General features: G+C 33.2%; 12 protein-coding genes. 6 read left to right on the top strand and 6 right to left on the bottom strand.

Annotation, left to right across the window (positions count from 1 at the left end):
* The first annotated feature begins 186 nt into the window (after window positions 1-186).
* From ACM55M_RS02825 to ACM55M_RS02835, 3 genes are all read left to right on the top strand, one after another.
* Window positions 187-3,495, top strand: a complete 3,309-nt coding sequence (locus ACM55M_RS02825) for a TonB-dependent receptor (protein WP_416855975.1) — start codon at window positions 187-189, stop codon at window positions 3,493-3,495.
* Window positions 3,496-3,592: 97 nt separating this feature from the next.
* Complete coding sequence (locus ACM55M_RS02830; RefSeq protein ID WP_416855976.1) at window positions 3,593-4,015, top strand: hypothetical protein; 423 nt, start codon at window positions 3,593-3,595, stop codon at window positions 4,013-4,015.
* Window positions 4,016-4,096: 81 nt separating this feature from the next.
* Window positions 4,097-4,576, top strand: a complete 480-nt coding sequence (locus ACM55M_RS02835) for a septal ring lytic transglycosylase RlpA family protein (RefSeq protein WP_416855977.1) — start codon at window positions 4,097-4,099, stop codon at window positions 4,574-4,576.
* 1 nt (window position 4,577) lies between these two features.
* On the opposite strand, the gene ACM55M_RS02840 is transcribed toward ACM55M_RS02835, so the two are convergent.
* Window positions 4,578-5,045 (bottom strand): CYTH domain-containing protein, encoded by a 468-nt coding sequence (locus ACM55M_RS02840; RefSeq protein WP_416855978.1) that lies wholly within the window; start codon window positions 5,043-5,045, stop codon window positions 4,578-4,580.
* A 417-nt stretch (window positions 5,046-5,462) separates the two neighbouring features.
* Here ACM55M_RS02840 and ACM55M_RS02845 point away from each other — a divergent pair, with 417 nt between their 5' ends.
* From ACM55M_RS02845 to ACM55M_RS02855, 3 genes are all read left to right on the top strand, one after another.
* A complete protein-coding gene (locus ACM55M_RS02845) occupies window positions 5,463-7,544 on the top strand; it encodes a recombinase (RefSeq protein ID WP_416855979.1) in 2,082 nt (693 codons plus the stop codon).
* 56 nt (window positions 7,545-7,600) lie between these two features.
* A complete protein-coding gene (gene dinB, locus ACM55M_RS02850; protein WP_416855980.1) occupies window positions 7,601-8,683 on the top strand; it encodes a DNA polymerase IV in 1,083 nt (360 codons plus the stop codon).
* Between the two features lie 95 nt (window positions 8,684-8,778).
* A complete protein-coding gene (locus ACM55M_RS02855) occupies window positions 8,779-9,294 on the top strand; it encodes a PAS domain-containing protein (RefSeq protein WP_416855981.1) in 516 nt (171 codons plus the stop codon).
* Window positions 9,295-9,356: 62 nt separating this feature from the next.
* Here ACM55M_RS02855 and ACM55M_RS02860 read toward each other — a convergent pair whose 3' ends face one another.
* From ACM55M_RS02860 to fabF, 5 genes are all read right to left on the bottom strand, one after another.
* The gene (locus ACM55M_RS02860; RefSeq protein WP_416855982.1) at window positions 9,357-10,127 is read right to left on the bottom strand and encodes a Bax inhibitor-1/YccA family protein; all 771 of its coding nucleotides are present in this window, start codon (window positions 10,125-10,127) and stop codon (window positions 9,357-9,359) included.
* Window positions 10,128-10,306: 179 nt separating this feature from the next.
* The gene (gene pyk / locus ACM55M_RS02865) at window positions 10,307-11,737 is read right to left on the bottom strand and encodes a pyruvate kinase (RefSeq protein ID WP_416855983.1); all 1,431 of its coding nucleotides are present in this window, start codon (window positions 11,735-11,737) and stop codon (window positions 10,307-10,309) included.
* A 5-nt stretch (window positions 11,738-11,742) separates the two neighbouring features.
* Window positions 11,743-12,231 carry an IPExxxVDY family protein gene (locus tag ACM55M_RS02870; protein WP_416855984.1) on the bottom strand — a complete coding sequence of 163 codons (489 nt, stop codon included), beginning with the start codon at window positions 12,229-12,231 and terminating at the stop codon, window positions 11,743-11,745.
* A gap of 113 nt (window positions 12,232-12,344) precedes the next feature.
* Window positions 12,345-13,085 carry a ribonuclease III family protein gene (locus ACM55M_RS02875; protein ID WP_416855985.1) on the bottom strand — a complete coding sequence of 247 codons (741 nt, stop codon included), beginning with the start codon at window positions 13,083-13,085 and terminating at the stop codon, window positions 12,345-12,347.
* Between the two features lie 4 nt (window positions 13,086-13,089).
* Window positions 13,090-14,343 carry a beta-ketoacyl-ACP synthase II gene (gene fabF, locus ACM55M_RS02880; protein ID WP_416855986.1) on the bottom strand — a complete coding sequence of 418 codons (1,254 nt, stop codon included), beginning with the start codon at window positions 14,341-14,343 and terminating at the stop codon, window positions 13,090-13,092.
* Between the last annotated feature and the right edge of the window lie 132 nt (window positions 14,344-14,475).

Below are 14,475 nucleotides of genomic sequence, written 5' to 3' on the forward strand. Positions count from 1 at the left end.
TTATCAGATGAATATATATAATTGTTAAAAAAGAATAATTAAATTATTTTTTAACAATTATGTTGCAATAATCACTTTAAAGCAAAAAATTGTGATTTAGATAGGTTTTCTTAACGTTTTCATAACAGTATGCGGTTTAAATGTTATAATTTTGCTAAAAATTAATAAATTAAACAAAAAACAAAAATGAAGAAAATTATTTTTATTTTGATTATTTTTTTATCAGCTGTTGGTCATTCGCAGGTTACTAGTTCTGCAATGTCTGGTACTGTTAAATCAAGTAGAGGCGAAACATTACCAGGTGCTTCAGTTGAGGTTGTTCATAAACCGACTGGGACAAAATATTTTTCAACAACAGGTTCTAATGGAGGATATGCTGTTCAAGGAATTAGGCCAGGAGGTCCTTACACTGTAAAAGTTACTTATGTTGGTTACAAAACAACTGAAATTACTGAGATTAATGCACCTTTAGGTAATAATATAACAATAAATATTGTTGTTGATGAAGAGTCAAATGTTTTAAGTGAAGTTGTAGTAGTTTCTACAAAATCAAAAGGAACTTTCAATAAAGGAAGAACTGGAGCTTCTCAACAATTTTCTAATAGAGAGTTAGTGGCTGTTCCTGTTACAGGAGCACGTTCAATAAACGCAATTACAAAATATAATGCTAACGCTGGAAGTAATGGTACTTTTGGAGGTCAGGATTCACGATTGAATAATTTTACTATTGATGGATCTGTATTTAATAATGGATTTGGTCTTGGAAGTGATTCACAAGCAGGAGGTAGAACGGGGTCAACAGCGATATCTTTAGACGCAATTGAACAATTACAGGTTAATATTGCACCTTATGATGTACGTCAATCAGGGTTTTTAGGTTCTGGAATTAATGCAGTAACTAAAAGTGGAACAAATGAAATTGAAGGTTCTGTTTATAATTCCTTTAGAAGCAACAAGAAGGATTTCATAGGAACTAAAGCTGGAGCTGCTGTAATAGTACCAGGAAAATTTAATGAAAAAATTTGGGGAGCTAGAATTGGAGCTCCAATCATTAAAGACAAATTATTCTTTTTTGGAAATTTTGAAACAATAGAAAATACAAGCCCGGCTACAACTTGGACTTCTACAGGTTCACCGCAACCAAGTGCTCAGGTTTCATTACCTACATTTGCAGAAATGCAAACGCTTTCAACTTTTTTGAAAGACAAATTTAATTATACAACAGGACCATGGGAAAATTATGATGCTTCAAAAATTTCAAAAAAATTCCTTGCCAGAATCGACTGGAATATTAATGACAATCATAAACTTACTGCTCGTTATGTTTTTCATAACTCAAATTCTGACGAGTTGACTTCTAACTCAAATTCATTAGGATTTGGAAATAGGAGAACTAGTGCACTTGCTATGTCGTTCCAAAACAGTGGTTATGTAATATTGGATAACACAAGATCTGTTGTAGTAGAACTGAACAGTAAATTAAGTAATTCATGGTACAATAACTTCATCGGAGGTTATGATAAACAAATTGAAGATAGAAGTTTACAAGGTGGTGGTTTATTTCCTACTATTGATATAAAAAATGGAGCAGCTACTTTTATTTCTGCAGGTTTGGACCCATTTACACAAGGAAATAAACTTAGTTATTCTACATTACACTTTACTGATAATTTGACGAAAACAATAGGAAATCATTCTTTGTTGTTTGGGGCTAATTTTGAGTATTTTAAATCAAGTAACTTATTTTTCTCGGGTTCAAATGGAGTATATGTCTTTAACTCATTAAGTGATTTTTATGCTGCGGCTAATCAATCTGCTAATACTGGTGGTGCTCCATCGACTACAGCATTACCAGCTCGTTTACAATTCAGATATTCTGCTTTACCAGGTGCAGTAGAACCTTTACAGATTTTGAAATCAAATAAATTAGACTTGTACACTCAAGACGAAATTAAAGTAAGTGATAAATTAAGAGTTACATTAGGTCTTCGTGCTTCAGCAGTTTGGTTTGCTGATACTGCACTTGAAAACACAAAAGTTACAGCAATGACTTTTGCAAATGGTGAAAAGTTCAATACTGGAGAAATGCCAAATACGCAATATTTATTTGAACCTAGAGTAGGTTTTAATTTAGATGTAAATGGAGATGCTACAACACAATTACGTGGAGGTAGTGGTGTGTTCACAGGAAGAGCGCCATCAGTATTTTTATCTAATGCTATCGGTAACAACGGAGTTCTTACAGGTTTTGTTGATGTTAGTGGTGCAGCAGTTGGAACAGGTGGATATGGTTTTACTCCAAATCCTAACAATTATTTTATTCCTGCAACGCCAACACTTCCCTCTACATTTGAATTAGCTTTTACAGCCAAAAAATTTAAATTTCCACAAGTTTGGAAAACAAATATCGCAGTTGATCAAAAACTTCCTTTTGGTTTCGTTGGGACTATAGAAGGGATCTTTCAACAAAACATTAATGCAATTCACTATTACAATACTAACTTTGAAGTACCGGTTGGGAATTTCAGCGGGCCTGATAAAAGGCCTGTATTTGCTAGAAATGACAATGGTGTCCGTGTAAATGACAATGTTTCTAGTGCCGTTGTATTAACAAATACTGATAAAGGATATTTTTATTCAACAACATTTAAATTAGAGTATCCTTACAAAAAAGGCCTTTGGGGTTCATTAGCCTATACACATTCAAGCGCGAATGATTTGTTATCTGCAGGTTCTATTGCTGCAGGTTCTTGGACTGGAGCAAGATCAATCAATGGTAACAACGATTTACCTTTGTCATTGTCTTCTAATAATACGCCACATAGAATAGTTGGTATATTAGGTTATAAAATCGAATACGGTAAAAATATTGGGGCAGCGACTTCTATTAATCTAGGATACATTGGAGAGCAAGCGGGACCATACTCTTATGCTTATGGAGGTGATATGAATGGAGATCAAGTTAATGGGAATGACCTGATGTATGTTCCAAACAATGCAAATGAAATCCGTTTTCAAACTTTAGCGGTTACAAATGTTGTAAATGGGGCAAATGTTGTAACAAATTATAGTGAAGCACAACAGCAACAGGCGTATGAAGCTTTTATTAAGCAAGATTCATATCTTTCTTCAAGAAGAGGTCAATATACAGCAAGAAATGGTGGAGTTTTGCCAATGTTACATAGATTAGATTTATCAGCGACTCAAGATTTTTATATCAAAATTGCAGGTAAAAAGAATAATTTTCAATTTAGAGCTGACGTGTTAAACTTTACTAACTTCTTGAATAAAGATTGGGGAGTAACGCAAAGAGTTACAAGCGCAGCCGTTTTAAGTTATAGAGCGACTACTGCTAATGTGCCTTTTTTCCAATTAGCTACACAAACAGATGCGGCAGGAACGAAAACTTTAATTAAAGATACGTTACAGAAAAATGCTTCAACTTTTGATGTTTGGCAAGCACAATTTACACTTAGGTATATATTTGGTAAATAATACCTGAAAAAAATATCAAAAAATCAAAACCACGCATTACAGCGTGGTTTTTTTTATGCCTTTTTTTCTTATATTTGTTAAAACAAAAATATAATTTATGTACGAATTCATTCAAAAATTTCATTCTGGTTGGGCTTATTTAGCACTTTTATTATTAGTAGTTGCAGTTGTTAATTCCTTTATAGGAATGTCTTCTAAAAAAGAATTTACTTCAAAAGATAGAAAAATAGCATTATTTGGTCTTATAGGAACCCACACACAATTGTTGATTGGTTTAATTTTATATTTTGTTTCACCATTAGGGCTTGCTTCATTAGGACAAATGTCAGATAAAGCGTTGCGTTTGACATCATTGGAACATCCGCTAATAAATATTATTGCAATTACTTTGATTACAATTGGATGGTCAAAACATAAAAAATTAACTACTAGCGAATCAAAATTCAAAACGTTTTCTATTTTTTATGGTCTAGGATTATTGCTTATTTTAAGTAGAATTCCATGGAAAATGTGGTTTTAAAAATCAATTAAAGCTCTAGAAATAGAGCTTTTTTTATCTGGGTATGGTTTTTGTAAAATAGATTTAACTAAAAAGATATAAATGAAAAAATTAATAACATTATTTTTTTTGCTGGCCATTGGTTTAGTTAGCAGTCAAAGTTCAATCTCAGATAGACAAAAAGCTATAATTCAAAAAGACTCTCTCAAAAAGGCTAAAGTAGCAGTTGAACAGCAAGATGATAAATTGGATTCTTTAATTACTTCGTTAGGGAAGTTTAAAATTTATAAAAAAGAAGCTCATGCATCTTATTATGCGGATAAATTTAATGGAAAAAGAACCACAAGCGGTACGAGATTCGATAATAATAAATATACTGCAGCACACAAAAAATTACCTTTTGGGACAAAAGTAAAAGTAACAAATGAAGCTAATGGTAAATCAGTAATTGTGGAAATTACTGATAGAGGCCCATTTGTCAGGTCAAGAGAAATTGACTTGTCAAAACGAGCTTTTAAGGATATTGCTTCACGTAAAGACGATGGAGGCATGAAGGTGACAATAGCCGTATTGAATAATTAAATTACCAGTTTTTGTAAGGATTATTGCTTAAATAGGAATTGTAATACCGTTTGTCATCGGTCACTTCCTCGTCTAACCAGCTTGGCTTTTCAAATGTTTCGGTTTCAGAGCCCAGTTCAATCTCAGCAATAATCAATCCTTCATTATCACCATAAAACACATCAATTTCATAAACGTGATTGCCTGATCTGACTTCAAATCGGGTTTTATCTATAACGCCTTTTTCACATAAAAGGAGTAATGCTTTAGCTTCTTCAACAGGAATTTCCTTTTCCCACTCAAAACGGGATAATCCTGATTCATTTGAAATCCCTTTTATAGTCAAAAATCCTTTCTCTCCTTTTATGCGAACACGAACGGTACGTTGCGGAACCGAACTTAAATAGCCTTGTGCAATATGATTTTCAGCGAAAGCGGTTGTCTTGAACGAATTGTCTTTAACCAAAAATTTTCTTTCTATTTCAATCATTTTATCGTTAAGTTTATTTAAGTATTTGTAGCAATTTCCAGCTATCCGTTTCAATTTCTCAATCATAAAACTTTTTTTCTATTTTAAAAAAAGGAGCTTCTGGGTCGCTCTTTTTTAAAAAGAAAAAATAGTTTTTTTCAATCGAAGATTTCCACTTTTATCTGGGCTAATCTCATGCTTCAAAGATATTAAATATTTTTATTACTGTTAATTTTATCTCTTTCAGAAGGGTTTATAATAGCTTACGCTAATTTTTTTTCATACAATAGACGATAGAGAAGGATATGGTTTTGGATTTTAACCGAATTTTACGTGCAACATTAAGTTTTTGAAAGTACTTCTATAATCATTTATTTATGATTAACTTAATGAAAGTTGGTGGGTCAATTTGTATTTTTACCAAAATTGAGCCAAATAATGAAATTATTTTTCAAAGTAAAACCCAAGCCAACTCCAGCTGGATTATTAACTAATTTTTTTGATGAAAGTCAGTTTTGGCGCGAGAAGGAAGATGATTTAGAGCCTTTAGTGGAGTTAATTCGGTTAATCCGCCCTTTGAAAACTAAAAATCTGGAAAGTATTGATTTACAAGAAATCCTTTCTTTTTTAAAGGACAATTATGGTATTCGAAAACAGTTCTCCATTTACATCAAAGAAATTTTAAAAGATAAAAAGTTCAATAAGATTCTTTCGGATGCAGCTATTTTGCAAGATGTTGATTTTGTTTTTGAAGTTAAAAAAAGGATTTTTTCTAAATTTTTACCTTATCAGCCACAAAAAAATACATTAGAATATATTCTCAATCAGGTTTTTTATCGAGACGATGACACGATTTGGATTAATAGAATACCCTCACAACAATTAGAAGAGTTGTATGGTCTTTTAAAATTCAAATCTATTTATGAAAGCACGGAACTCAATTCGGTTTTGTCAGAATTGTTATTTGGAATGCACTTAATTACACAGCGAATTAGTGGTCGTGCCATGGAAACGGATGTTATCAAAATGGTACCGGAATTTGATGATTATGAAAGTCCTTTCTCGGCTTTTGAAAAGGAATTATTTCAAATTGAAGACAAAATTAAAAATTCTGAAAAGCATTTTATCAAGTCGAATGATTTATCGTATGCGCAACTATTGGTTTTGCATAAGCAATGTGAAGAGTTTGTTGATAAAGCATTTCACAACAGTTCAAAATATGGAATTTCACTTCGGGTAAACCAAAATTTATTAAAAATCAGGCAACAATTAGAACGGTTAAAATTTTTAATTCCGCTTTTACTTGTAGATAAAGAGAACGATAAAAAGAGCAACGGAATAGCATTGGCGTTACACTTAATTAAATACAATTGCTACAAAAATAATGTTCGAAAATTTATTAGTGAAAGTACCCAACTGATTTCTTATGAAATAACGCAACATACGGCTAAAACAGGAGAACATTATATTACGGAAAGCCGAAAGGAGTATTTTAAAATGTTCCGGACAGCACTTGGTGGAGGATTTATTGTTGGAATAATGGGTGTAATTAAAGTCTTGCTTTCTAAAGCTGATACGAGTTTTTTTGGACATGCTTTTCTTTATAGCATGAACTATGCTTTTGGATTTATTGCGATTTATTTGTTGGGTTTTACATTGGCTACAAAACAACCCGCCATGACTGCTTCGGCTTTGATAAAAGCGTTGGAGGAAGGAGTAATAAAACAAGGTAAAGATGCCGAAAAATATAGAGCTTTTGCTATCCTTTTTGCACGCGTTTTTCGCTCTCAGTTTATAGCATTTGTAGGAAATGTGATTATGGCATTTCCGGTTTCGTTACTTGGTGTTTGGCTGATTGATTATACGCTGCATTATAATATTACTGCGACTAAATGGGAATCGTTACTGATTGATTTAAGTCCGATACATTCCTTAGCGATTCTTCATGCAGCTATTGCCGGAGTATTTTTGTTTTTATCCGGAATTATTTCGGGAAGTATTGCTAATAGGGATAAACACAATCAGGTTTTTTTCAGGATAACGGAACATCCTTTGCTGAAAAGAAGTTTAGGAAAAGACAGGACAATTAAATTAGCAAAACTGTATGAGAAAAGATGGGCAGGAATTGTTTCTAATTTTTGGTTTGGTATATTCATGGGAAGTACAGCATCTATTGGTTTGTTTTTAGGGCTGAATCTGGATATTCGACATATTACTTTTGGTAGCGGAAATCTGGCCTTGGCATTATACGGCGCAAATTATGCTGTGAGTGACTCGATGTTATTTTGGGGTGTTTTTGGAATTGGTATTATTGGTTTGGTTAACTTTATGGTAAGTTTTAGCCTGTCATTAGGTCTGGCATTTCGTTCGAGAGCCATTTCATTATTTGAGTTGCGCTTTGTCACGATTTCCATTTGGAATCATTTCAAATCACGTCCATTCAGTTTTTTCTTTCCTACCGAAAAGAAAAACAAATCGGTAGTAGTCGAGAATTATTTAAGTACCGAAGAACAAAAATAATTTTGGGATGTAGTAAACCATTCGAAAAATAGGATTGGGTATACAATTAGTTTAATATGCAGGAATTAATTCCAAATAGAAAAATCATACATGTTGACATGGATGCCTTTTATGCTTCGGTGGAGCAGATGGACAACCCGTTGTTAAGAGGAAAGCCTATTGCTGTAGGAGGTTCTGAAAACCGTGGCGTTGTTGCAGCGGCGAGTTATGAGGCTAGAAAATTTGGTGTTCGTAGCGCTATAAGTAGTGTTATGGCCAAGAAGAATTGCCCCGAACTCATTTTTGTAAGGCCACGATTTGACAGGTATAAGGAGATTTCAATTAAGATTCACAAAATTTTTCATGACTATACGGATTTGGTGGAGCCATTGTCACTCGATGAGGCGTATTTAGATGTAACCAATAACAAAAAAGGGAATCCTAGTGCTACTTTATTGGCACAGGAGATAAGACAGCGGATTTTTAATGAAGTAGGTTTAACAGCTTCTGCTGGAATATCAGTCAATAAGTTTGTGGCTAAAATCGCCAGTGATTATAATAAACCCAACGGACAAAAAACGGTCAATCCTGATGAAGTCTTTTCATTTCTGGAAGAATTACCCATTCGAAAATTTCATGGCGTTGGAAAAGTTACCACCGAAAAAATGTACCAACTGGGAATTTTTACCGGAGTAGAATTAAAAAGTAAATCATTGGAATTTTTAGAGAAACATTTCGGGAAGTCAGGAAATTTCTATTATAATGTTGTGAGAGGGATTCATAATAGTGAAGTGAAATCAAATCGAATTACAAAATCAGTTGCAGCAGAACACACTTTCGATGTTAATCTCTCTTCTGAAATTTATATGTTAGAACAGCTTGAAACTATTGCCGGTGCATTAGAAAGAAGGTTGAAAAAACACAATATCGCAGGAAAAACAGTCACTTTGAAAATAAAATACAGTGATTTCACGCAACAAACCCGAAGCAAAACTTTGCCTTATTTTATTTCTGATAAAGTATTGATAATAGAAGTCGTAAAAGAACTGTTGTATCAAGAACGGATGAAAGATTCCGTTCGGCTACTTGGGATTTCATTAAGTAATTTAAATACCGAAGAGAAGAAATTTGTTGTAGTGCAGTTAAAATTTGATTTTTGATTAATAATTGACCTCGTTCAACAATGGTTAAAGTATGAAATTTATAGTTTTGTTCTTATAAATAAAATTACATTTGGTTTTTAATACAAAATATCATGAGTAATTTTCAAGAATATGATGGAGCTATTGCAAAGTATCACAGTTGCTTGAACGTAAAAAAACCGCCAATTTTTTCTTGGGATTTCCATCATGAATTTTTACAGGAACTAAAGAATTCCTTTCTGGATTTAGATAAACTCAACTCATTTGCTGTTCAAAATAAATGGGATTATGACAACTTGGATTTAAAAACAAGACTCAAAGAGGAAGTAATAATTGTAACGGATATTAAACTGACTATTGTTTTTGCTTCGCATAACATAGTAAAAATGAGTGGCTATGAGCCAGGAGAAATTTTGGGTAAAAGTCCTAAGATGTTTCAAGGTAAGGAGACTAGCTTGGTTACTTCGAATGAAATCCGGAAAGCAATAGAGCTTCAAGAACCTTTTGAAAAAACGGTATTGAACTATAAAAAGAATGGAGAGCGGTATACTTGTTTGATAAAAGGATTTCCTATTTTTAACTTGAAAGGACAGTTAAGCCACTACATAGCTTTTGAGAAAGCAGCATAAAACGGAAAAACCTCTCTAAAATTAGAAAGGTTTTCTCATTATTGAAATATCTTACAATAGGCTTAGTTTTTACTGTTCAATTTAGATAACAATCTTAAAAATTCTATATACAACCAAACCAGTGTAATCATTAATCCCATGGCGCCATACCATTCCATGAATTTTGGCATTTTTTGTTCCACTCCTTTTTCTATTCGGTCAAAATCTAAAAATAGATTTAAAGCAGCAATAACTATCACAAAAACACTGATTCCGATGCTCATCATCGAGTTGCCATAATGAACAGGTACAAAGCTGGTAAACATAGAAAATAACCAAGATATCAGATAATAGGTCGCAATGGCAAGTGTAGCTGCCACAACAACGGATTTGAACTGTTCTGTTACTTTTACGATTTTATATTTATACAATCCTAAGCAAACCATGAACGTTACAAAAGTTGCCCCAACGGCCTGAATCACAATACCGGGATACATGGCTTCAAATATTGCCGAAATTCCACCAATGAATAATCCTTCAAATAAGGCATATCCAGGAGCTAAATACGGAGAATATTGTGGTTTGAAAGCCGAAATAACGACCAAAATAAGTCCTACAATAGCACCGCCAATTGCCGGAACCATTGGATTCATACCATTAAAAGCTAACCACCAAATTACCATGGCTGAAGCCGTAAGAAGTGAAAATAGAATTAGACTCTTGTTGATTGTCCCTGACAAAGTCATTTCTTGATTGTAATCAATCAGAGTTGCTTGGTGTACTTCGTCTTTTCTGGATACCGCTGACGAAAAAGATTTATTATTTAAAAATGGATTTTTCGAATTGAAACTCATAGTGATTGCGATTTTTTTGTTCCCCAAATATAAATTTTATTTTGCAGAAGAATGTTTAATTGTTCTTAATTTTTTTCGAATGAAAAATAGATAAGTTTAGTTTGTTTTTGAAAAATTAAACAAAAAAATCCGTCCAGTTTGATAACGGGACGGATTTAATATATTTGAAGAACTTAAAACTATTCTATTTCAGAAACTCTCAAGGTATTTACCATTCCTTTTTCTTTTATAGGCATTGCTGCTAGATTGATAAGGAAATCTCCTTTTTGTACAAAACCTTTTTGTTTTACGATTTCGTTAATGTCAGTTACCGTATCATCAGTACTTACTGTTTTTTCATAGAAAAAAGATTTTACTCCCCATAATAAATTAAGTTGTGTAAGGATTCTTTTATTAGATGTAAAAACTAAAATATGTGAATTTGGTCTCCAAGCCGAAATTTGGAAAGCAGTATAACCGCTATTCGTCAAGGTACAAATTGCTTTTGCTTTGATAACATTAGCCATAGTTGCAGCATGATGACAAATTGTTTTTGTAATAAAACGTTTTGTTTTTATCTGTGGCGTATTTTGTGGTACTTGAATAAGCGGAGAATCCTCAACTGCTTCAATGATTTGAGTCATTTTTTGAATTACTTGAACCGGATAATTTCCAGTGGCAGTTTCTCCTGAAAGCATTACAGCATCTGCACCATCCATAACAGAATTGGCAACATCATTCACCTCTGCTCGTGTTGGCGTTAGAGAAGTGATCATCGTTTCCATCATTTGCGTAGCAACAATAACTGGGATACGAGCTGTTTTAGCTCTGCGAATTAATTCTTTTTGAACTAATGGTACTTCATGCGCAGGAAGTTCAACTCCTAAATCTCCACGAGCAACCATTAAAGCGTCACAATAAGCAACAATTTTGTCAATATTTTCTAATGCTTCCGGCATTTCTATTTTGGCAATAATTGGAATTTTATATTCTGAGTGTTCTGCAATTAATTCCTGTAAGTCTTGTAAATCTCTTGGTGTTTTTACAAATGATAGTGCGATCCAATCCACATTTTGCCCAATAGCAAAAATAGCATCAGCAATATCTTTCTCAGTCATTGCAGGAAGAGATATTTTTGTGTTTGGTAGATTTACTCCTTTTTTAGATTTCAATTCACCACCTTGAATTACTCTTGCTATAACTTCTGATTTTTTATCAGTCTCAACGATTTCAAAAATAAGTTTCCCATCATCAAGCAAAATTCTTTCCCCTGGATTTACATCATTTGGAAAGTTTTGGTATTTCATGAATACTTTTTTTGCAGTTCCAAGGATATCTTCGGCTGTAGTAAATGTAATTAAGTCTCCATCATGTACAATAACCCCTTCTTCCATAACTCCTACACGAAGTTTAGGTCCTTGTAAATCTCCAAGGATTGCAGTTGTGTAACCAAACTCTTCATTTAGACCTCGTATCAGATTTATTTTTTCTTTTACATCTTCGTAGTCAGCATGTGAAAAATTCACTCTAAAAACATTTACACCTGCGTCAATCATGTCTTTAATGATTTCTCTTGTACTACATGCAGGCCCCAGTGTGGCTACAATTTTAGTTTTTTTGTTTGTAAGCATTGGTATTAAAAAATTAAATTGTTTTTTGATTTGATTTGATTTATATCTACGGTATAAAGTGTAGATATGTTATCGATTTTGTTTAATATAGTCTGTATTGTTGATACGCTCGTTGTATCTTCAATATTCTCTATTTTTAAGAAATAATCTACTTTTTTAAACTCAGGAAGTAAAAAGACTTTTGTTGCCACTTCCATTGTAACATTTGAAAATAAATTTTGGTTAATTCCTTTTTTATATTGAATAACCTCATTTTTATTTTGAATCAAATTCCAAGTGATTGCTTTTTCATTATCATAATAATAGAATCTTGAAAAATTTGTTTCCCCTTCTTCTATATTAATCTGAATTTCATTCTTGCTTTTGCTTAGATTTATTGGCAATAATTGATTAATAAAAAAAGCCAATCTATAGTCTTCTAATGAAGTGTGAATAGCAATTAGATAGTAATCTATTTCGTCAAATTCTCCAAGATCCAGTTTGTGAATAGCCATTTCATGAAAAAATAAGTTGTAAATATAGTATTTCTATCGAAGTTCTAACCTATCTAAATAGGATGTTTTTGTTAAATTATCAACGAAAACGTTATAGGTTTAGGAAAATGATGTTATTTTCTCTCCATTTTTTCTTGAAATGCAAAATAAGCACGTTGGGACGCTTTTTCTTCTGCCTTCTTTTTAGAAGTCGCTCTCGCTTTTGCAATTACTTTATCATCGATGCTGAGTTTAACCCCAAACAAGCGTTGTCCATCTATTGCATTGTCCTCAAAAATATCATAATGAAATATTTTCTTCTCTTTTTGACACCATTCTATAATTAAGCTTTTATAGCTGATGACTTTTCCTTCCAGTCTGGCAATATCCACATAGGGAACGACAACTCTTTTCTGAATGAATTTTTCACAGTAGACATATCCTCTGTCTAAATAGATTGCTCCAACTAGCGATTCAAAGATATTACCGTGTATGTTTTCGCCAAAATGTTGTAACGGCACTTTGCTTTCTATATATTGAACCAGATTTAAATCCTTTCCTAATTCGTTCAAATGTTCTCTGCTTACAATTTTTGAACGCATTTTAGTCAGATAACCTTCGTCTCCAGCTGGCGCTTTGCTGAATAAATGAGCTGCAATTACAGAGCTTAACATTGCATCACCTAAAAATTCTAATCGTTCGTAGTTGATAGGATTTCCTAAAACATCAAGTCGATTTGAGGAACGGTGTGTGAAGGCTTTTTTATAGTAATCTAAATTGATTGGGGCGAAGCCCAAAATTTTTTGAATAGAATCAAAAAAAATCCCGTCTTCTAGAGAACGGGATTTCGAAAATATTTTTCTAATTATACGCATTAATTTAGATGTCTAATTTTTTCACTAATACGCAAGCATTGTGTCCTCCAAAACCAAAAGTATTACTCATAACAACATTCATTTCTCTTTTTTGAGGCACATTGAAAGTAAAATTTAGTTTACTGTCAATACTTTCGTCATTAGTAAAATGATTTATTGTAGGGGGTACTATTCCGTATTTCATCGAAAGAATCGAGGAGATCGTTTCAATTGCTCCGGCAGCCCCAAGTAAATGACCTGTCATTGATTTAGTTGAATTCAAATTCATGGTATAAGCGTGTTCTCCAAAAACATGTAAAATAGCTTTAGATTCAGCCATGTCTCCAAGAGGTGTGGAGGTTCCGTGCATGTTTACACCATCAACATCACTTGCCTGTAAACCTGCGTCTCTTAAGCAATTCAACATTACATTTTTGGCACCTAATCCTTCAGGATGTGGAGCTGTAATATGATGTGCGTCTGCTGACATTCCGCCACCACCAATTTCGCAATAAATTTTTGCGCCACGAGCTACAGCATGTTCATATTCTTCAAGGACAAGAGCACCAGCTCCTTCACCTAGTATAAATCCATCTCTGTCTTTATCCATTGGTCTTGAGGCTGTTTTTGGATCATCATTTCTTGTAGATAAAGCATGCATGGCATTAAATCCACCCATTCCTGCGATAGTTACCGCAGCTTCAGAACCACCTGTAACCATAGCATCAGCATGACCTAATCGGATATAATTGAAAGCATCAATAATAGCGTTTGTAGAGGAAGCACAAGCTGAAACAGTTGTGAAATTGGGCCCTCTAAAGCCATATTTTATTGAAATATGACCGCCAGCTATATCGGCAATCATTTTAGGGATGAAGAAAGGATTGAATTTTGGTGTTCCGTCACCAGCAGCGAAATTAAGAACTTCTATTTGAAAAGTTTCTAATCCTCCAATTCCAGATCCCCATATAACACCCACTCTGTCTTTATCTAATTTTTCAAAATTGAAACCAGCATCAAGTACAGCTTCATCAGATGCAACCATAGCATATTGTGCATAGCGGTCCATTTTTCTGGCTTCTTTTCTATCTAAGAAATCTTCGGCATTAAAATTTTTCAATTCGCATGCAAATTGTGTTTTAAATTTTGAAGCATCAAAATAAGTAATTGGTGCTGCTCCACTAACGCCGTTAATGAGGCCGTTCCAATACTCTTCAATATTATTCCCAATAGGAGTAAGAGCGCCTAAACCTGTTACAACAACTCGTCTTAATACCATAAATTCTTTATTTTGTTATCTTTAAACAAATAAAACCCATGCTTTCTTTATTGTATTATTCCTACAAAAGAGCCATGGGTATTACAATAAATATATTTTGATTGAAGCTCAATCTCGAATTTAATTTTTTAA

Source organism: Flavobacterium galactosi (genome assembly GCF_048158585.1).
Taxonomy (GTDB): Bacteria; Bacteroidota; Bacteroidia; order Flavobacteriales; family Flavobacteriaceae; genus Flavobacterium; species Flavobacterium galactosi.

What these genes read in the sequence shown, in the direction of transcription:
- ACM55M_RS02825 (WP_416855975.1), top strand. Translation starts at nt 187, where the DNA reads ATGAAGAAAATTATTTTTATTTTGATTATTTTTTTATCAGCTGTTGGT.
- ACM55M_RS02830 (WP_416855976.1), top strand. Translation starts at nt 3,593, where the DNA reads ATGTACGAATTCATTCAAAAATTTCATTCTGGTTGGGCTTATTTAGCA.
- ACM55M_RS02835 (WP_416855977.1), top strand. Translation starts at nt 4,097, where the DNA reads ATGAAAAAATTAATAACATTATTTTTTTTGCTGGCCATTGGTTTAGTT.
- ACM55M_RS02840 (WP_416855978.1), bottom strand. Translation starts at nt 5,045, where the DNA reads ATGATTGAAATAGAAAGAAAATTTTTGGTTAAAGACAATTCGTTCAAG.
- ACM55M_RS02845 (WP_416855979.1), top strand. Translation starts at nt 5,463, where the DNA reads ATGAAATTATTTTTCAAAGTAAAACCCAAGCCAACTCCAGCTGGATTA.
- dinB (WP_416855980.1), top strand. Translation starts at nt 7,601, where the DNA reads ATGCAGGAATTAATTCCAAATAGAAAAATCATACATGTTGACATGGAT.
- ACM55M_RS02855 (WP_416855981.1), top strand. Translation starts at nt 8,779, where the DNA reads ATGAGTAATTTTCAAGAATATGATGGAGCTATTGCAAAGTATCACAGT.
- ACM55M_RS02860 (WP_416855982.1), bottom strand. Translation starts at nt 10,127, where the DNA reads ATGAGTTTCAATTCGAAAAATCCATTTTTAAATAATAAATCTTTTTCG.
- pyk (WP_416855983.1), bottom strand. Translation starts at nt 11,737, where the DNA reads ATGCTTACAAACAAAAAAACTAAAATTGTAGCCACACTGGGGCCTGCA.
- ACM55M_RS02870 (WP_416855984.1), bottom strand. Translation starts at nt 12,231, where the DNA reads ATGGCTATTCACAAACTGGATCTTGGAGAATTTGACGAAATAGATTAC.
- ACM55M_RS02875 (WP_416855985.1), bottom strand. Translation starts at nt 13,085, where the DNA reads ATGCGTATAATTAGAAAAATATTTTCGAAATCCCGTTCTCTAGAAGAC.
- fabF (WP_416855986.1), bottom strand. Translation starts at nt 14,343, where the DNA reads ATGGTATTAAGACGAGTTGTTGTAACAGGTTTAGGCGCTCTTACTCCT.